The organism is Amycolatopsis sp. NPDC034160 (assembly GCF_055575355.1).
The window spans coordinates 187,225-203,036 of record NZ_JBVISU010000003.1; the positions used below are offsets into that span (position 1 = coordinate 187,225).

The 15,812-nt window shown below is 69.9% G+C and carries 20 protein-coding genes; 11 read left to right on the forward strand and 9 right to left on the reverse strand.

The window, feature by feature from the left end:
- Positions 1–78: 78 nt before the first annotated feature.
- Entirely contained in the window at positions 79–270 is a 192-nt protein-coding gene (gene rpmB, locus ACZ54P_RS09315) for a 50S ribosomal protein L28 (RefSeq protein ID WP_007031450.1), read from the forward strand.
- A 128-nt stretch (positions 271–398) separates the two neighbouring features.
- Here rpmB and ACZ54P_RS09320 read toward each other — a convergent pair whose 3' ends face one another.
- Genes ACZ54P_RS09320 through ACZ54P_RS09330 form a run of 3 tightly spaced genes read right to left on the reverse strand, consistent with a single transcriptional unit; the run spans position 399 to position 2,098 of the window.
- The gene (locus ACZ54P_RS09320) at positions 399–1,076 is read right to left on the reverse strand and encodes a uracil-DNA glycosylase (RefSeq protein ID WP_061986757.1); all 678 of its coding nucleotides are present in this window, start codon (positions 1,074–1,076) and stop codon (positions 399–401) included.
- A gap of 20 nt (positions 1,077–1,096) precedes the next feature.
- Positions 1,097–1,618, reverse strand: coding sequence for a gamma carbonic anhydrase family protein (locus tag ACZ54P_RS09325; RefSeq protein WP_465461032.1), 522 nt, complete (start codon positions 1,616–1,618; stop codon positions 1,097–1,099).
- Between the two features lie 9 nt (positions 1,619–1,627).
- A complete protein-coding gene (locus tag ACZ54P_RS09330) occupies positions 1,628–2,098 on the reverse strand; it encodes a GNAT family N-acetyltransferase (RefSeq protein WP_465461033.1) in 471 nt (156 codons plus the stop codon).
- A gap of 52 nt (positions 2,099–2,150) precedes the next feature.
- Here ACZ54P_RS09330 and ACZ54P_RS09335 point away from each other — a divergent pair, with 52 nt between their 5' ends.
- Positions 2,151–2,897: a GNAT family N-acetyltransferase gene (locus ACZ54P_RS09335; protein ID WP_465461034.1), complete on the forward strand. Its 747-nt coding sequence runs from the start codon at positions 2,151–2,153 to the stop codon at positions 2,895–2,897.
- Here the strand turns inward: ACZ54P_RS09335 and ACZ54P_RS09340 are convergent.
- Positions 2,894–3,850, reverse strand: a complete 957-nt coding sequence (locus ACZ54P_RS09340; RefSeq protein ID WP_465461035.1) for a thiamine-phosphate kinase — start codon at positions 3,848–3,850, stop codon at positions 2,894–2,896. The genes ACZ54P_RS09335 and ACZ54P_RS09340 overlap by 4 nt on opposite strands.
- Positions 3,851–3,983: 133 nt before the next feature.
- Between ACZ54P_RS09340 and ACZ54P_RS09345 the strand changes: the two genes are divergently transcribed.
- Positions 3,984–4,217: an Lrp/AsnC ligand binding domain-containing protein gene (locus ACZ54P_RS09345; RefSeq protein WP_465461036.1), complete on the forward strand. Its 234-nt coding sequence runs from the start codon at positions 3,984–3,986 to the stop codon at positions 4,215–4,217.
- A 19-nt stretch (positions 4,218–4,236) separates the two neighbouring features.
- On the forward strand, positions 4,237–4,779 hold the full coding sequence (locus ACZ54P_RS09350; protein WP_465461037.1) for a DUF3515 domain-containing protein: 543 nt from the start codon (positions 4,237–4,239) through the stop codon (positions 4,777–4,779).
- A 3-nt stretch (positions 4,780–4,782) separates the two neighbouring features.
- Here ACZ54P_RS09350 and ACZ54P_RS09355 read toward each other — a convergent pair whose 3' ends face one another.
- Both ACZ54P_RS09355 and pdxR read right to left on the reverse strand, forming a co-directional pair.
- Positions 4,783–5,751, reverse strand: a complete 969-nt coding sequence (locus ACZ54P_RS09355; protein ID WP_465461038.1) for a zinc-binding dehydrogenase — start codon at positions 5,749–5,751, stop codon at positions 4,783–4,785.
- 39 nt (positions 5,752–5,790) lie between these two features.
- Positions 5,791–7,152 (reverse strand): MocR-like pyridoxine biosynthesis transcription factor PdxR, encoded by a 1,362-nt coding sequence (gene pdxR / locus ACZ54P_RS09360; RefSeq protein WP_465461039.1) that lies wholly within the window; start codon positions 7,150–7,152, stop codon positions 5,791–5,793.
- A gap of 89 nt (positions 7,153–7,241) precedes the next feature.
- Here pdxR and ACZ54P_RS09365 point away from each other — a divergent pair, with 89 nt between their 5' ends.
- The gene (locus ACZ54P_RS09365; protein WP_465461040.1) at positions 7,242–7,895 is read left to right on the forward strand and encodes a pyridoxamine 5'-phosphate oxidase family protein; all 654 of its coding nucleotides are present in this window, start codon (positions 7,242–7,244) and stop codon (positions 7,893–7,895) included.
- Between the two features lie 77 nt (positions 7,896–7,972).
- Here the strand turns inward: ACZ54P_RS09365 and ACZ54P_RS09370 are convergent, their stop codons facing one another.
- Positions 7,973–9,409, reverse strand: a complete 1,437-nt coding sequence (locus ACZ54P_RS09370; RefSeq protein WP_465461041.1) for a sensor histidine kinase — start codon at positions 9,407–9,409, stop codon at positions 7,973–7,975.
- Positions 9,406–10,104: a response regulator transcription factor gene (locus ACZ54P_RS09375; RefSeq protein WP_465461042.1), complete on the reverse strand. Its 699-nt coding sequence runs from the start codon at positions 10,102–10,104 to the stop codon at positions 9,406–9,408. Before ACZ54P_RS09375 ends, ACZ54P_RS09370 begins: the two co-directional genes overlap by 4 nt.
- Before the next feature lie 136 nt (positions 10,105–10,240).
- On the opposite strand from ACZ54P_RS09375, the gene ACZ54P_RS09380 reads away from it, so the two are divergent.
- From ACZ54P_RS09380 to ACZ54P_RS09405, 6 genes are all read left to right on the forward strand, one after another.
- Positions 10,241–11,587, forward strand: coding sequence for a ferredoxin reductase family protein (locus ACZ54P_RS09380; protein WP_465461443.1), 1,347 nt, complete (start codon positions 10,241–10,243; stop codon positions 11,585–11,587).
- A gap of 18 nt (positions 11,588–11,605) precedes the next feature.
- A complete protein-coding gene (locus ACZ54P_RS09385; RefSeq protein ID WP_465461043.1) occupies positions 11,606–12,031 on the forward strand; it encodes an FMN-binding protein in 426 nt (141 codons plus the stop codon).
- Complete coding sequence (locus ACZ54P_RS09390) at positions 12,028–12,765, forward strand: FAD:protein FMN transferase (RefSeq protein WP_465461044.1); 738 nt, start codon at positions 12,028–12,030, stop codon at positions 12,763–12,765. Before ACZ54P_RS09385 ends, ACZ54P_RS09390 begins: the two co-directional genes overlap by 4 nt.
- Positions 12,766–12,807: 42 nt before the next feature.
- Positions 12,808–13,188 carry a VOC family protein gene (locus ACZ54P_RS09395; protein WP_465461045.1) on the forward strand — a complete coding sequence of 127 codons (381 nt, stop codon included), beginning with the start codon at positions 12,808–12,810 and terminating at the stop codon, positions 13,186–13,188.
- Positions 13,185–14,009 carry a class I SAM-dependent methyltransferase gene (locus tag ACZ54P_RS09400; protein WP_465461046.1) on the forward strand — a complete coding sequence of 275 codons (825 nt, stop codon included), beginning with the start codon at positions 13,185–13,187 and terminating at the stop codon, positions 14,007–14,009. The genes ACZ54P_RS09395 and ACZ54P_RS09400 overlap by 4 nt, the downstream gene beginning before the upstream one ends.
- A gap of 86 nt (positions 14,010–14,095) precedes the next feature.
- Entirely contained in the window at positions 14,096–15,106 is a 1,011-nt protein-coding gene (locus tag ACZ54P_RS09405) for an asparaginase (protein WP_465461047.1), read from the forward strand.
- A 60-nt stretch (positions 15,107–15,166) separates the two neighbouring features.
- On the opposite strand, the gene ACZ54P_RS09410 is transcribed toward ACZ54P_RS09405, so the two are convergent.
- Positions 15,167–15,646, reverse strand: coding sequence for a cysteine dioxygenase (locus ACZ54P_RS09410; RefSeq protein ID WP_465461048.1), 480 nt, complete (start codon positions 15,644–15,646; stop codon positions 15,167–15,169).
- Positions 15,647–15,812 lie beyond the last annotated feature (166 nt).

The window sequence follows — 15,812 nt, forward strand, 5'->3', positions numbered from 1 at the left end:
GAGCCACTGGTTACTATGGTCGAGTTGCCCAGCATGCTGGGCGCGTCATTCTTTGTCCCAGATCCAGAGGAGTTCGACGTGGCTGCCGTGTGCGACGTCTGTGGCAAGGGACCGGGCTTTGGCAAGTCGGTCTCGCACTCCCACCGGCGTACCAACCGCCGGTGGAACCCGAACATCCAGACTGTTCACGCCAAGATCGGTCTGTCCCAGCGCAAGCGCCTGAACGCCTGCACCTCGTGCATCAAGGCGGGCAAGGTCGTTCGCGGCTGAGCCGGGTTTTTGGGAAATGGCGGGTGCTCTTCGGAGCACCCGCCATTTTTTATGGGCGTTTAGTCCTCTGAATGCGGTAGTTGCGCGTGCAAGTACCGCACTCAGAGGACTGAACGCGGGGGTGAGGGCTAGGGGAGCTTCCAGTCCACGGGCGCGGAGCCCTGCTGCTCCAGCAGCTGGTTCGCCCGGCTGAAGGGACGCGAGCCGAAGAAGCCGGCGTGCGCCGAGAGCGGGCTCGGGTGGGCCGACTCGATGCACGGCACCTTCCCCAGCATCGGCTTCAGGTTTCGCGCGTTGCGGCCCCACAGGATCGCCACCATCGGCTCGTCCCGCGCGGCGAGCGCCTTGATGGCCTGCTCGGTGACCGCTTCCCAGCCCTTGCCCTGGTGCGAGTTCGATTTCCCGGGCTGCACGGTCAGCGACCTGTTGAGCAGCAGCACTCCCTGCTCGGCCCACGGCGTCAGGTCACCGTTGGACGGCAACGGGTGCCCGAGGTCCTCGCAGTACTCCTTGTAGATGTTGATCAGGCTCTTCGGGATCGGCCGGACGTCCGGCGCCACCGAGAAGCTCAGCCCGACCGCGTGCCCGGGCGTCGGGTACGGGTCCTGTCCGACGATCAGCACCCGCACGTCGTGGAACGGCTGCTGGAAGGCCCGCAGCACGTGCTCCCCCGCGGGGAGGTAGGTCCGGCCCGCGGCGATCTCCGCGCGGAGGAATTCCCCCATCGCGGCGACCTGCGGCGCCACCGGTTCGAGGGCCTGCGCCCAGCCTGCTTCGACGATGTCCTGCAGCGGTCGTGCGGTCACGGCGTGCGAGCTTACTCACCTCACCCGATACGCCGGAGTTCGACCCGGAACCGGGCCGCACGATCGACATAGCCGTCGACGACGAGTTTGATCATGTCCGGCCCGAACGACGTGTTCGGCCGCGTCTTCGCCGGGACGCCGAGGGCGATCTGCCCACTGTCCACATGGGACCCATAGGAGAGAACCGCGCCCGCGCCGACCATCCCGCCGTCCTCGACGACGGTTCCGTTCAGCACCACCGATCCCGACGCGATCAGGCAGCCCTCGCCGATTCGCGCGCCCTCGATGTGCACGGCATGCCCGACGGCGGAGCAATTCCCGATCACCGTCGGTTCGTTCCGGGTGCAGTGCAGGACACAGCCGTCCTGGACGTTGGACCGCTCGCCGATCTCGATGTGGCCGAAGTCGCCGCGCAACACCGTCTGCGGCCAGATCGACGCGAACGCCGCGATCCGGACGTCGCCGATCACCGTCGCGTCGGGATGGACGTAGGCGTCGGGGTGGATCGAGGGTTCGCGATCGCCCAGTGCGTAGATCGGCATGTGTTCTCCCTAAACCAGCGACTTGGCGTAGCAGATGCTTTCCGGCTCGTCCTTGTAGTACCCGAAGCCCGGCATCTCCCGATAGCCCGCCGACTCGTACAACGCGATGGCTTCCGGCTGCTTGTTCCCGGTCTCCAGGACCATGCGCCGCCGTCCGGCCTCGGCGGCCGTCCGCTCCAGGTCGGCGAGGATCGCCCGCGCGAGGCCGCGTCCCCGCGCCGAGTCCGTCACGTACATGCGCTTGATCTCGGCGTCACCGGGAACCAGCGGCTCAGGACCGTCGTGGGATCGCCACGCGCCGCACGCGACCGGGACGTCGTCCAGGTACGCCGTCAGGAACAGCCCCCGCGGCGCGGCGAACTGCGCGGCGTCCATCGGGGTCACGTCTTCACTGCCGTACCTGGCCGCCAATTCGAGCTGGGCTTCGGCCAGCAGTTTCACCGCGTCGGGGTGATCGTAGGGCAGCACGCGAATGTCCATGAGCGCGAGATTAGCGAGCGGAGGAGCCGTTCCCCACCGTAGATTTGCGCTCATGTCGATCGAAGCCCCCGCTGCCGGCCTCGCCGAGGCACCACTGCGCCAAGCCCGCAACTCCGCCGCGTTCTGGGCCGCGACCGGCCTCTCCCGCGGCCACGAGGTGATCCGCCGTCGCGGCTTTCTCGCCGTCGCCGGTGACGAGCGCGCCGGGCTTCGCGTCCTGATCCAGGAGCCCGATCTCACCGCCGAGGAGCTGGCGGAGATCACAGAGCTCGCGGCACAGGCGAAGGGGCCGGTGGACGCCGAAGATCCCTTCAGCGCCACCGATCTGAACCACCTGGGAGACATGCGCAGCTGGCAGATGCCTGTCCTGCTGCGCCCGCCCGCGCCGGTCGCCGAACCCGCGATGGAGGTGACCCGGGTGGTCGAGGAGGCGGAGCTGCGCGCGGCGGAACGTGCCGTGATCGAGGGCTTCGAACTCGCGCGGTTCCGGCCGGGTGAGATGTTCCCCACGGCCCTCCTCGAGCAGCCGGGAGCCGCCGTCTTCGTCGCGCGGCTCGACGGCGAGGTCGCCGGAGCGTGCGTCACCTTCGTCGAAGACGGCTTCGGCAGCCACTACTGGGTCGGCACGCCCGAGGCCTTCCGCTCTCGTGGCGTCGGCCGGGCGGTGATGCTCGGTTCCCTCGCCCCGCTGACGGAGCTACCGGTCACCCTCACCGCTTCCCGGCTCGGCAGGCCACTGTACGAATCCCTCGGTTTCACCGTCGCCGCGCCGTCGACCTGGTGGGCCACCCGTTCCTAGCGCCAGTGCTGCCAGCCGCTGTCGTGCCCGTACTTCTTCCCGTCCACCGTCACCCCCGAATCCGGCATGGTCACGACCCCGATCTCCGACCAGCCCTCCGGCAGGTCGCCGAACGGCGGGAAGGTGGCCGCGAACGCGTGGTCCTCACCGCCGGTGAGCACCCATTTCAGCGGGTCGGCACCGAGCGCGGTGCCGACTTCGGTGAGCCTGCTCGACACGTCCAGATCCGCCGTCCGCACGTCGATCCCGACACCGGAGGCGGTGGCGATGTGGCCGAGGTCGGACAGGAGACCGTCGGAGACGTCGATCATCGAGGTCGCGCCTCCGTCTGCCGCGCGGATCCCGGCCTCGTAGTCCGGTTCGGGGCAGCGCTGCGCGTTGACCACGCTGACCGGGGAGCGGAAACCCCGCCCGAGCACGGCGAGTCCGGCGGCCGCCCAGCCGAGTCGTCCGCAGACCGCGACGACGTCGCCGGGACGAGCCCCGGCTCGTGTCACCGGTTTCCGGCCACCGAGGTCGCCCAGCGCGGTGACACTGATCACGATCTGGTCGGCTCGCACCATGTCGCCGCCGACGATCCCGACGCCCGCGCGGTCGGCTTCGGCCCACATGCCCTGGGTGAGTTCGGTGACGAGCGCCGTCTCGGTGTCCGGTGGGCAGGCGAATCCCATGAGGACGGACGTCGGGCGGGCACCCATGGCGGCGATGTCGGTGAGGTTCACCGCGACCGCCTTGCGCCCGACCTGTTCGGCACTGGACCAATCGAGGCGGAAGTGCACCCCTTGCACGAGAACGTCGGTGGACACCACCGTCCGGCCGTCCGGGGTGGCCACGACGGCCGCGTCGTCCCCCGGTCCGAGCAGGGTCGTCTCCGGCTGTTTCCGGCCGGCCGTCACCGCTTCGATCAACCGGAATTCACCGGTCCCGGCGACCGTGCCGTCATTCGGTGACACCCGTCACCTCCACTTTCCCTTGTCCGGACAAATGTCGATCACCGATAGTCGGAAGCCCTAGGTTTTTCCCGGGGCTGGCGATACGTTGCTACAACGTTCCTACCTTGAGCCGACTTTTACGAAGGGGCGCGCCGTGGTCCACGCATACATCCTCATCCAGACCGAGGTCGGCAAAGCCGCCGCGGTCGCCGCGGAGATCTCCACCATCTCCGGTGTCACCAGTTCGGAGGATGTCACCGGTCCCTACGACGTCATCGTCGTGGCCGCGGCCGACACCGTCGATCAGCTCGGCCAGCTCGTGGTCGCCAAGGTGCAGAACGTGGAGGGCATCACTCGGACATTGACCTGCCCGGTGGTGAATCTGTAGCGAGTGGTGTAGTGGTCCGGTGGCTGACACGGACACCGGCGCTCCCCCGAAACCACTGTTGATCGCGGCCGCCTGCCTGGCGATCCTGCTCCTCGCGGGCGTGGCTGTCTTCGGGCTGACCCGGGGCGCGGATTCCGGCGCCCCGGCCGCCGACGGACCCCTTCCGCTCGTCCCGGTCCCGGCGCCGCAGTCGGGCTCGCCCGACTGCGCGAAGCTCGTCGGCGCGTTGCCGCACGAGCTCACGTCGTCCGGGAACACCCTGGTCCGGCGGAAGCTGGCCGACCCCGCCCCCGAGGCGACGGTCGGCTGGGGCACCGGCGACCCGGTGGTGCTGCGGTGCGGGCTCGGCAAGCCGCCGGAGCTGACCCCGACCTCGCGACTGCGGACGATCAACAGTGTCCAGTGGCTGCAGGTCGAAGGTGAGGGCACCGCGACGTGGTTCGTGGTGGACCGCCCCGTCTACACGGCGCTCACCGTGCCGGACACCGCGGGGACGGGGCCGCTCCAGACCATTTCGGACGTCATCGCCGCCAACCTCCCCGCGGTACCGCTGCGCTTCTGATCATCAGGGCACGAGCAGGATCTTCCCGGTGTAGCGCCGCGCCTCGATGTCCGAGTGCGCGGCGGCCGCCTCCGCCAGCGGATACGTCCGGCCGATGACCGGCGTCAGCGCGCCGTCGGCGGCCAGCCGCAGCACTTCGCGCACCCGCCGCGGCGTCTCCGGCCAGAAACCGACCAGCTGTGCCATGTCCACAATGGTCAGCCGGGCGCGGTCGGCGTCGCCGATCACGGTCTCCGCCCCGCTGGACATGCCGTAGCCGGAGAACCGGCCGCCGTTCCCCAGCAGCGCGAGCGAGGCCGCGCCCAGTTCGCCGCCGACGCCGTCGAACACCACGTCCAGCCGTCGGCCTCCGGTGCGGGCGAGCACCTCACCCGTCCAGTCGGCCGTCGAATAGTCGACCGGCTCGGCGCCCAGTTTCCGGGCGATCGCCGTCTTTTCCGCGCCGCGGACGGCCGCGAGGACGGTGGCTCCCGCCGCGCGGAGGAGCTGCACCAGCAGGCTGCCGAGACCGCCGACGCCCGGCGCCACCAGAACGCGCTCCCCCGCCTGGACCGGGGTCTTCTCCAGCAGGGCCAGCGCGGTGCTGCCGTCGTCGAACAGGGCCACCGCGTGCTGGGGATCGAGGCCTTCGGGGATCGGGAAGGTGTCGTCGGGCCGCGCGATGACCGTGTCCGCGTATCCCCCGCCGTAGCCGCCCGTCGTATGGGAGATGACCCGCTTGCCCAGCCAGGTCTCGTCGACTCCGGCGCCCACCGCGTCGACGGTGCCCGCCACCGCACCGCCCGGCACGTACGGCGGCTCGATCGCGAACACGTCGGGGCCTTCACCCCGGCGGATGAGGGCATCGAGCCAGCCGACTCCGGCCGCGGTCACTGCGACGCGAAGCTCACCCTCGGCGGGTTCGGGGGTGGGTGACTCGACCAGTTCGAGGACGCCGGGATCGCCGAAGCGGGACACGCTGATCTGCTGCATGACCGCAAGCTACGACCTCCAGCTGACTGGAGGTCAAGCTCAGTCGCCGAGCAGGGAGATCAGCGGTTTCAACGCGGACTGGAGCGCTTCTCGCGAACAACCCGCGTAGCCGATGAGATTCCCGAACACCGTCGGTGTGCCGGCGAAGTGCCGGGCGAGCCCGTCGAGCCGGATCCCGGCGCGTTCCGCCGCCGCCATCCGCGCCGCCTCCTCGGGCGCCGATCCACAAGGGACGACCAGATGCGCCCCGGCGTCGTCGCCGAGCACCGCGATCCCAGCCGACGTCAGGGCATCCGAAACCAGCGACCGGCGTTCCGACAGTTCTCGCCGGAGCTTCCGCAAGTGGCGGCCCAGATCGCCGTGCCGCGCCAGCTCGACGAGCACCCGCTGACCGGCGGGCGACGGGCGCGTTCCGGTCGCTTCCCGGTATTCCAGCACCGCGGCCGCGACCGGCGGTGGCGCGACCATCCAGCCGGCGCCCAGCGCCGGGGTCAGGATCTTGCTCGTGGTCCCGAGATGCGCGACGACGTCGGGGGCGAGCGCGGCCAGCAACGGCAGCGGCGCGACGTCGAACCGCAGCTCACCGTCGTAGTCGTCCTCGATCACCAGCATGCCCTCGGCTCGGGCGAGTTCGACCAGTTCGACGCGGCGGGACGCGCTCATCCGGCTGCCGAGCGGGTACTGGTGCGCGGGCGAGCAGTAGACGGCGCGGACGTCGGCCGGGATCGCGTCCGGCCGCAGGCCCTCCTCGTCGACCGGGGCGGGGACGACCGCCAACCCCGCCCGCCGGAACGCCTGCACCGCGCGCTGATAACCCGGCTCCTCGATCGCGACCCGGTCCCCGCGTGCGAGGACAGCGCCCGCGAGTTCGATCACCGCCGCCGTCGTACCGCCGGTGGCCAGCACCGTTCCGGCGGCGAGACCGCGGTGCCGCAGCAGATGCTCGGACACCGCGTCGCGATACGCGGGCAGACCGGACCTGTCCTCGCGATACGTCGGCCGCGGGTCGGCGGCGGCCCGCCACGCACGACGCCAGGCCGCCTTCTCGAGTCCGTCGGCCCACGGCACGCCAGGGGTGAGGTCGACCAGCGTGGGCGGCGTGGCGGGCGCGCCGGGCACGGGTCCTTTCGACGGCCTGTCCGCGGGCGGCGTGGTGGTGACGTAGGTGCCGGAGCCGTGGCGGCCCGCGATCCAGCCTTCAGCGTGAAGCTGCTCGTACGCCGCCGACGTCACGGTGCGGCTGACGCCGAGCCGGTGCGCGAGCGCCCTGGTGGAGGGCAACCTGTCGCCGCCGCGCAGGTGCCCCTCGCCGGCGGCCGCGCGCAAGGCGTCGGCCAGCTGCACCGCGAGCGGCACGACGGAGTCGCGGTCGAGGCTGACCGGCAGGGCGGTGTCGGACATGCTGTACTCCACACTTCCGGAAGTGGCCTTCTCAAGTATAGGAGAATTGGCCGTTATTACAGGCCACTCTGGTGGGTGAGACTGCTCCCATGTCCACCCCGCTCTCGCCCACCGACCGAACCACGCTCGGCCGCAAGAAGAACCGCGCGCTCACCGACCGCTCGGCGCTGTACGCGGTGCTCGACGAAGCCCTGATCTGTCATCTCGGCGTCGTGCGCGACGGCTTCCCGCTGGTCGTCCCGACCGGCTACGGCCGCGACGGGAACACGCTCTACCTGCACGGATCGACCGGCGCGAGGAGTATGCGCGACTCCGACGGCGTCGAGGTCTGCGTCACGGTGACCCTGCTCGACGGCATCGTCTACGCGCGCTCGGTCAACAACCATTCGATGAACTACCGCAGCGCGGTGATCCTGGGCAAGGCGAGGGCGGTGACCGACGCCGACCGGAAGATGCGCGGCCTCCGCGTGCTGACCGACCACCTCGCGCCCGGCTCGTGGGAGCACGCGCGGGACGTCAACGCGAAGGAGTTCGCGTCGGTTTCGGTGCTGGAACTGGACCTCACCGAGGCGTCGGTGAAGATGCGCGGCGAAGGTCCGGATGATCCTGAAGACGAGGTCGCGGCGGATCTCTCGTGGGCGGGGGTGCTGCCGGTGCGGACCGTGTTCGGGGAGCCGGAGCCGTCGGCGGACCTCGCTTCGGAGTGGACGGTACCGGACCACGTGAAGCGGCGCGTCGGGTAGCGCTCACCGGCGCTATGAAAGGACCTTTCCTTGCAAATTTTGCAAGGAAAGGTCCTTTCATAGCGCGCGCTGGAGGGTTACGGGCGGTGGCGCGGCAGCCGCACGGTGAACGTCGTCGACCCCGGCACGCTCGCGACGTCGATCGCCCCGCCGTGCGCGGAGACCAGCGAGAGCACCACCGAGAGCCCGAGTCCGGTCCCGCCGTTGCCGCGGGTGCGGGCGGTGTCGACCCGGTAGAACCGGTCGAAGATCCGCTCCCGCGCGTCCGGCGGGATCCCCGGGCCGACGTCGCTCACCCGCAGGAGGACCTCCGAATCCGAGGCTGAAGCCGACAGCGTGACCGCCGTCCCCGGCGGCGTGTGCACCGCGGCGTTGGCGAGCAGATTGTCCAGCACCTGCCGCAGGCGCACCGGATCCGCTTGCAGGACAACACCTTCCGGTAGCGGATCGACGGTCAGCGGATGATCCGGGCGACCGGCGGTGAAGGCCTCGCCCGCGTCGGTGATCAGCTCGGCGACGTCGACATCGACCAGTCGCAGCGGCGCTTCGGTCTCCGGGGCGTCGAGGCGCGCGAGCAGCAGGAGGTCGTCGACGAGCACGCTCATCCGCTCGGTCTCTTCACGGATCTTCGACAGGTGCGCCTCGCGTTCGGCGGGTTCGTTCGCCGCCGCGTACTGGAAAAGTTCGGCGTAGCCCCGGATCGACGTCAGCGGCGTGCGCAGTTCGTGGGAGGCGTCGGCGATGAAGCGCCGCAGCCGTTCGTTCGCCTCGCGGCGCGCGGCCAGTGAGGAATCGAGGTGCGCCAGCATCACGTTGAACGCCGTCCGCAGTTCCTCGACCTCGGCGCCGCCGCCGTTCGCCGTGGCGCGCACCGGAAGATCGGCGTTCGTGGTAAGATCGTGCGACGCGATGTCGTGCGCCGTCCCGGCCATGTCGCTCAGCGGTCGCAGCCCGCGCCGCAGCACCAGCCGTCCGGCGATCACCAGCACCGCCAGCGCCAGCAGGAACGCGACGACCTCGACCATCACCAGCTGGTTCACCGTCCGGTCCAGCTCCGCCTGCGGCGCGGCGCTGACCAGCACGATGTTCTGGCTCGGCTCGATCGGGCAGGCCCGGACGCGGTAGGTGCCCTTGTCCTCGATGTAGACGGTGCGCAGCACCTCGGTCCGCGTCGCGTCCTCGGCGACCTTTTCGAGTGCCTTCGTGTCCGGTGGCAGGGAACCGCCCGCCTGCGGCAGCGCGTCGCCGTTCCGCACCGAGAACACCGCCGAGAACCAGCCGTAGGACTGCTGCGGTTTCCCGCCGTGCGTGGTGCGCAGCGACGGGACCTGGCTGATCTGGGTCTTGGCGAGCTGTTCGTCGAGCCGGTCGTTCAGGTAGCCCTTCATGATGCCGACCATCACGGTGCCGACGACGGCGAACACGACCAGCGCCAGCACGCCGAGCCCCAGCGCCAGCCGGGTGCCGAGCCGTGAGGAGCACCAGGCGTCATACCACCGGCGCAGCATCTTCATCTCGCCGCCTGCCGGACCACGTACCCCACGCCGCGCACGGTGTGGATCAGCGGTTCGTTCCCGGCGTCGAGTTTGCGGCGCAGATGCGAGATGACGAGTTCGACCACATTGGACCGGCCGCCGAAGTCGTATTCCCAGACGTGGTCGAGGATCTGCGCCTTCGTCAGCACCGAGGGCGAACGCCGCATGAGGTAGCGCAGCAGTTCGTACTCGGTCGGTGTCAGCTCGACGGGTTCGCCGTCGCGCGCGACTTCACGGGTGTCCTCGTTCAGGGTCAGATCACCGACCCGCAGCAACGCCGCGGTCCTCGGCCGGCTGCCGCTGCGGCGCAGGACCGCGCGCAGCCGCGCCATCAGTTCCTCGACGGAAAACGGTTTGACGAGGTAGTCGTCCCCGCCGCGGGTGAGCCCCGCGACCCGGTCCGCGGTCGCGTCCTTCGCGGTGAGGAAGACGACCGGGACGGCCGTCCCCGCCTCGCGGAGTTTGTCCAGCACGGTGAACCCGTCGATCCCGGGCAGCATCAGGTCGAGCACGACGATGTCGGGCGCGAATTCGGTGGCCTTGGCGAGCGCGGCCTCACCCGATCCGGCGGTGACGGCTTCCCAGCCTTCGTACCTGGCGACGGTGGCCACCAGGTCGGCGATATGCGGCTCGTCGTCCACCACGAGCAGGCGGACGGGGTTCTCGGTGTGCACAAGGCCCATCCTCCGTGAACGCGCGCGCGAGGGCGAGGTGGGAGCCCACCCGACAGCAAGCCGACAGGTTCCGCCCAGAAAGGTCACCGGGTGGCACGTATTTGAACCGGACCGGAAGGGACCACGTGTGACCACCATGACGCAGACCGCCGTGAGACCGCGCCCGGCGATCCGTCCCAGGATCGCGGCACGTGCGGGGCTCTTCACCTTCCTCGGGGCCAACGTGGCCGCCGTGACCATGCTCTTCTTCGCCGCCGGGCCCTCGGACAACGTCCTCATCAGCATCGGCAGGCTCGCCGGGCTGTACGGGGCGCTGGCGATGGCGTTCCAGTTGCTGCTGGTCGCCCGGCTGCCGTGGCTGGACCGCCGTCTCGGCATGGACCGGCTCACCGTCTGGCACCGCTGGACCGGATTCAGCCTGCTGTGGACGTTGCTCGCCCACTTCGTCTTTCTCGTCTTCGGTTACGCGCAGGTCGAGGACAGCGGCGTGGTGGACGAGTTCGTCACGATGGTGACCAAACTGGAGGGGATCCTGCGCGCTGTCGTCGCGTTCGCGCTGATCCTGCTGGTCGGGGCCGTCTCCGCGCGCTTCGCCCGTCGCCGCCTGGCGTACGAAACCTGGCATTTCCTCCACCTCTACACCTATGCCGCGGTCGTGCTGGCGTTCACCCATCAGATCGCGCTGGGTGGATCGATCGCGTCGTCGCGGGGGGCACAGGTCTACTGGTGGGCGATGTGGGGTGTCGCGCTCGGCTCGGTGCTCGCCGGCCGCGTGGTGCTGCCGCTGGCCCGGAATCTGCGTCACCGGTTGAAGGTCGTCGCCGTGGTCCCCGAATCCCACGACGTCGTCTCGGTGTACATGACCGGCAAGCACCTCGACAAGATGCCCGCGAAGGCAGGTCAGTTCTTCCTGTGGCGCTTCATGACCAGGGATCGCTGGTGGCAGGCCAATCCGTTCTCACTGTCGGCCGCTCCCGACGGCCGGACCCTGCGGCTGACCGCGAAGGCGGCCGGTGACGGCAGCGCGTCGTTGCGTTCGCTTAAGGTCGGCACGCGGGTGTTCGCCGAAGGCCCGTACGGCGCGTTCACCACGATGCACCAACGGAAACCGGACGCGCTGCTGATCGCGGGCGGGGTCGGGATCACGCCGATCCGCGCGCTGCTGGAGGAGATCGCCGGGCACGTCGTGGTCCTCTACCGCGTGCGCAGCGAGAACGACGCCGTCCTCCTGCCGGAGCTTATGGGGCTGGCACGGGCGCGCGGCGCGGTCGTCCGGGTCCTCAGTGGACCGTCCGATTCGGCCGGTCCGCACGGTCCGGTGCTCGGGCCGCACAACCTGCGGCGGGTGGTGCCGGACGTGGCGGAACGGGACGTCTTCGTCTGCGGCCCGCCCGGGATGACCTCGGCGACGTTGCGCAGTCTTCGCGAACTGCGGGTGCCGAATCAGCAGGTCCACGCCGAACGCTTCAGCCTCGCCGCCTGAGTCAGGGAGTCCCCGATCATGAAGAAGACCATCGTCGCCGCCACGGTCGCTCTTTCGGCCGCCGGCTTCCTCGGTGTCTGGCTGTACGAACCGGGTCCGCTCGGCTCGGAGACCGTGGCCGCACCCGCGCCCGCGCCCGCACCACCGAGTGCGTCCACTTCGGACGGTGGCGCGTCCGAAGGGGCCGAACGCACCTTGGACGGCTCGGTCGAAAGCAACCGCTATGGCACCGTCCAGGTGCGGCTGGTGATTTCGGCCGAGGACAAGATCTCCGATGTCCGGCTGCTGCGGCGGCCGACCAGCGGGCGCGGGGTGGCCGCGATCCCGATCCTGCAGGAGGAGACGCTGACCGCGCAGAGCGCCGACATCGACACCGTCTCCGGGGCGACGGCGACGAGCGAGTCGTACGTCAAATCGCTGCAGGCGGCGCTGGACGCCAGATGAACCGCGTCGAGCAGGTGATGGGACTGCCGGTCTCGGTCGACGTCCGGGCGGGCGGCCACCTCGCCGAGCTCGTTGTCGACGGCGTCTTCGGCTGGTTGCGCGAGGTCGACGCCCGGTTCAGCCCGGTCAAGGCCGACAGTGAGGTCTGCCGCTACGACCGCGGTGAACTCGCCCCCTCGGAACTGAGCGACGACCTGCTCGAAGTGCTTTCGTTGTGCGATCACTACGAACGGCTGTCCGGCGGGGCGTTCACCGCCCGGCTCCCCGGACGGCGGCTCGACCCGAACGCGGTGGTCAAAGGCTGGGCGGTCCAGCGGGCGGCGGTGGCGCTGCACGCCGAAGGGCTGGACGTCTTCTGTATCAACGCGGGCGGGGACGTCGTCACCTCCGGCGAACCGGAACCCGGCCGTCCTTGGCGCGTGGGCATCCGGCATCCCGAACAGCCGGACGCGATCTGCGCCGTGGTGGAGTCGGCCGGCGGCGCCGTCGCGACGTCGGCGGAATACGAACGCGGCGCGCACATCCTGGACGGGCGGACCGGGCTCCCGGCCACCGGGCTGCTGAGCGTCACGGTCGTCGCCGACGACCTCGTCACGGCGGATTCCCTGGCCACGGCCGCTTTCGCGATGGGGGCCGAAGGGATCTCCTGGGTCGCGTCACAGCCGGGCTGCCAGGTGCTGGTCATCGACGCGGAACGGCAGGTGCACCGGTCGCCGGGGTTGCGGCTCGCTTAAACCGTTGGCCGGGTTTCGCGGGCTCGGGCAGACTGCGGCGTCATGACCTCTGTCGTACAGAATTTCTTCTTCGACTGCACCGACGCCTACGAACTGGGGCGGTTCTGGAGCGGTGTCGTCGGCAAGCCGATGGCCGACGACGACCAGCCCGGGGACCCCGAAGCGATCATCGAGCTGGACAACGGCGTGACCCTGTTCTTCGGCCAGGTCCCCGAACCGAAGACCGTGAAGAACCGCATCCACCTTTGTCTGCAGCCGGACATCCCGCGCGACGAGGAGGTGGAGCGCCTGCTGAAGCTCGGCGCGACCCTCCTGCACGACCGGCGCAATCCCGACGGCACCGGCTGGGCCGTCCTCGGTGACCCCGAGGACAACGAATTCTGCGTGCTGCGCAGCGCCGCCGAAAAGGCCGCCACTTCATGACGGACTACGTGACCGTCAACCGGGCGAACTGGGACGAACGCGCCCCGGCGCACGCGGCGTCGGCGGATTACGGCTACGAACGGTTCGTGAAGGACCCCGCGCACCTCAGCGGTGTGGTCCGCTTCGACCGGCCGCTGCTCGGTGACGTCGACGGTCTGCGCGGCGTGCATCTGCAATGCCATATCGGCACCGACACGCTTTCCCTGTCCCGGCTCGGGGCGCGGATGACCGGACTCGACTTCTCCGCGCCCGCGCTGGAGATCGCGCGACGGCTGGCCGCCGAGACGGGTGCGGAGATCGATTACCACGAGTCCGATGTGTACAGTGCCGCCGACGTGCTGGGCATCGGGCAGTTCGACCTCGTCTACACGGGAATCGGCGCGATCTGCTGGCTGCCCGACATCGCCCGCTGGGGACGGGTCGTCGGCTCGCTGCTGAAGCCGGGCGGGCGGCTGTTCATCCGGGACATGCACCCGATGCTGGGCACCCTCGACGAGACCCAGCCGCTGATCACGCCACGCTATCCGTACTTCGAGCAGGCCGAACCGCTGGTGTTCGACGAGCCGGGGACCTATGTGGACACCGACGTGGAGTTCCGGCACAACCGGACGCACGAGTGGAACCACGGGCTGGGCGAGATCGTCATGTCGCTGCTCGACGCGGGTCTGACGCTGACCCGGCTGGTGGAACACGACAGCGTGCCGTGGAACGCGCTGCCTGGCTTCATGACCCTGGACGCCGCGACGGAGGAATGGCGGCTGGCGAAGGATCCCCAGCGGCTGGCGGCTAGCTTCACCCTCGAAGCCGTCAAACGCTCCTGAGAGGCAGGGCTCACGTGGCGGTCACCCGCGCATTTAGAGGACTAAACGCTTGTCCCCGGGCAGGCCGGGTTTGAAGAATGGGCAGTATGTCGAGTGAATCCCGACGGCCGCTGGTCGCCGTCGCCGCCCTGGGCGGCACCATCTCCATGGTCCCCGGCGACGGGGAAGACCACGCGGTCCCCCGGCTCAGCGCCACGGACCTGCTCGGCGGCCTCGGCGAGAACCTGGAGATGGACGTCCGCGCGGAGACACTCGCGGGCATTTCCAGCGCGTCGATGGACTTCGCGACGCTGATCAGGACCCTCGACTGGGCCGCGCGAGCCGTCGGCGAAGGCGCCCAAGGCGTCGTCGTGGTCCAAGGCACGGACACGCTCGAAGAGACGGCGTACTTCTTCGAGCTGACTTGGGCTTCCGAGGCACCCATCGTCATCACCGGTGCCATGCGCAATCCCAGCCTGCCCAGCGCCGACGGCGCGGCGAACCTGCTCGCCGCGCTGACCGTCGCGGCCGAACCCCGCAGCCGGGGACGCGGTTCGCTGGTCGCGTTCAACGACGACGTCCACCTCGCGCGCTGGGTCCGCAAGACGCATTCGAGTCACGTCGAGGCGTTCTCGTCGAATCCCGCCGGTCCACTCGGGCTGCTCGCGGAGGGGGCGGTGCACTACTTCCACCCGGTCGCCCCGCGCCCGGCGGCGTTGTCGTTGGAGAACGCCGACTTCTCCGGGCTGGTGCCGATCGTCGAGAGCGGCGTCGAGGACACCGGAGAGCTGCTGGAGACGCTGGTCAAGGCCGGGGTCAAGGGGGTGGTGCTCGCCGCGAACGGGGCCGGGCACGTTTCGGCCGCGACCGCGGACGTGATCGAACGTGCGCTGCCGGAAGTGCCGATCGTGGTCGCCGGCCGCACCGGCGCCGGGCCGACGTTCCGGAGTACCTATGGCTTCCGTGGCTCGGAGTCGGACCTGATCGCGATGGGCGCGACCATGGCGGGCTGGCTCGACCCGCGTAAGTCCCGCCTCCTGCTGCACACGCTTCTCGCCACCGGTGCGTCCCGGGACCGCGTCGAGGCCGAATTCCGCCTCCGCGGCGACCTCACCTGATTTCCCGCGTTTAGTCCTCTCAATGCGGTAGTTGCGCACGCAAGGAACGCATTGAGAGGACTAAACGCGGGCCGGGCCGGAGATGGGGTCCAGGTGGTACGGGCGCATGGCGCGGGGCTGGTGCCGGTAAACGTGCACGCTGACGGCGGGGTCCGGGCCCTCATTGCGCACTTCGTGGATGTAGCCGGGTCCGAAGACGCGTGATTGACCGGCCGACAGCGAATGCAGCTCCGTCACCGCACGCCCGTCGACGGCGCGCCGGGCGACGGTCTCGCTCAGCTGCCCGCTGACCACGGTGAACGCGCCCGCGGCGAACTCGTGGTCGTGCAGGTCGGTGTGCTGGCCTGGCAGCCAGCTCATCAGCCAGATCTCCTGCAGTTCGTCGCTGTCGACGAGCGCGGAGAACCGCGTCTCCGGGTCGTAGCGCAGCAGGTGCCGCCAGCGGTCACGGTCCGCCGCGAATTCGAGCGCGACGCGCACCGGATGGCGCAGGGCGGGGTTTTCGGGAATGACGAGCGTGTTGTCCGGGACGGCGAACATGAAGGTGTCCTCGCAGAAGGAAGAAGGTGTCGAGCTGGGCCGGGTGCTGGTTCACCGACAACAGCGACACGACGCACACGCGACGGCGCCAAGACCCGAGAGGCCCCGCGACACAGTCATCCCACGTGCGAACATGCCGACAGCGAACCAGTGCGGAGCCCGGCGG

Excerpts from the sequence above, each read along its gene's own strand:
- ACZ54P_RS09380 (WP_465461443.1), top strand. The coding sequence starts at position 10,241 with ATGACGCAGACCGCCGTGAGACCGCGCCCGGCGATCCGTCCCAGGATC.
- ACZ54P_RS09335 (WP_465461034.1), top strand. The coding sequence starts at position 2,151 with ATGTCGATCGAAGCCCCCGCTGCCGGCCTCGCCGAGGCACCACTGCGC.
- ACZ54P_RS09400 (WP_465461046.1), top strand. The coding sequence starts at position 13,185 with ATGACGGACTACGTGACCGTCAACCGGGCGAACTGGGACGAACGCGCC.
- ACZ54P_RS09370 (WP_465461041.1), bottom strand. The coding sequence starts at position 9,409 with ATGAAGATGCTGCGCCGGTGGTATGACGCCTGGTGCTCCTCACGGCTC.
- ACZ54P_RS09390 (WP_465461044.1), top strand. The coding sequence starts at position 12,028 with ATGAACCGCGTCGAGCAGGTGATGGGACTGCCGGTCTCGGTCGACGTC.
- ACZ54P_RS09330 (WP_465461033.1), bottom strand. The coding sequence starts at position 2,098 with ATGGACATTCGCGTGCTGCCCTACGATCACCCCGACGCGGTGAAACTG.
- ACZ54P_RS09365 (WP_465461040.1), top strand. The coding sequence starts at position 7,242 with ATGTCCACCCCGCTCTCGCCCACCGACCGAACCACGCTCGGCCGCAAG.
- ACZ54P_RS09355 (WP_465461038.1), bottom strand. The coding sequence starts at position 5,751 with ATGCAGCAGATCAGCGTGTCCCGCTTCGGCGATCCCGGCGTCCTCGAA.
- ACZ54P_RS09410 (WP_465461048.1), bottom strand. The coding sequence starts at position 15,646 with ATGTTCGCCGTCCCGGACAACACGCTCGTCATTCCCGAAAACCCCGCC.
- ACZ54P_RS09325 (WP_465461032.1), bottom strand. The coding sequence starts at position 1,618 with ATGCCGATCTACGCACTGGGCGATCGCGAACCCTCGATCCACCCCGAC.
- ACZ54P_RS09395 (WP_465461045.1), top strand. The coding sequence starts at position 12,808 with ATGACCTCTGTCGTACAGAATTTCTTCTTCGACTGCACCGACGCCTAC.
- ACZ54P_RS09385 (WP_465461043.1), top strand. The coding sequence starts at position 11,606 with ATGAAGAAGACCATCGTCGCCGCCACGGTCGCTCTTTCGGCCGCCGGC.
- ACZ54P_RS09405 (WP_465461047.1), top strand. The coding sequence starts at position 14,096 with ATGTCGAGTGAATCCCGACGGCCGCTGGTCGCCGTCGCCGCCCTGGGC.
- pdxR (WP_465461039.1), bottom strand. The coding sequence starts at position 7,152 with ATGTCCGACACCGCCCTGCCGGTCAGCCTCGACCGCGACTCCGTCGTG.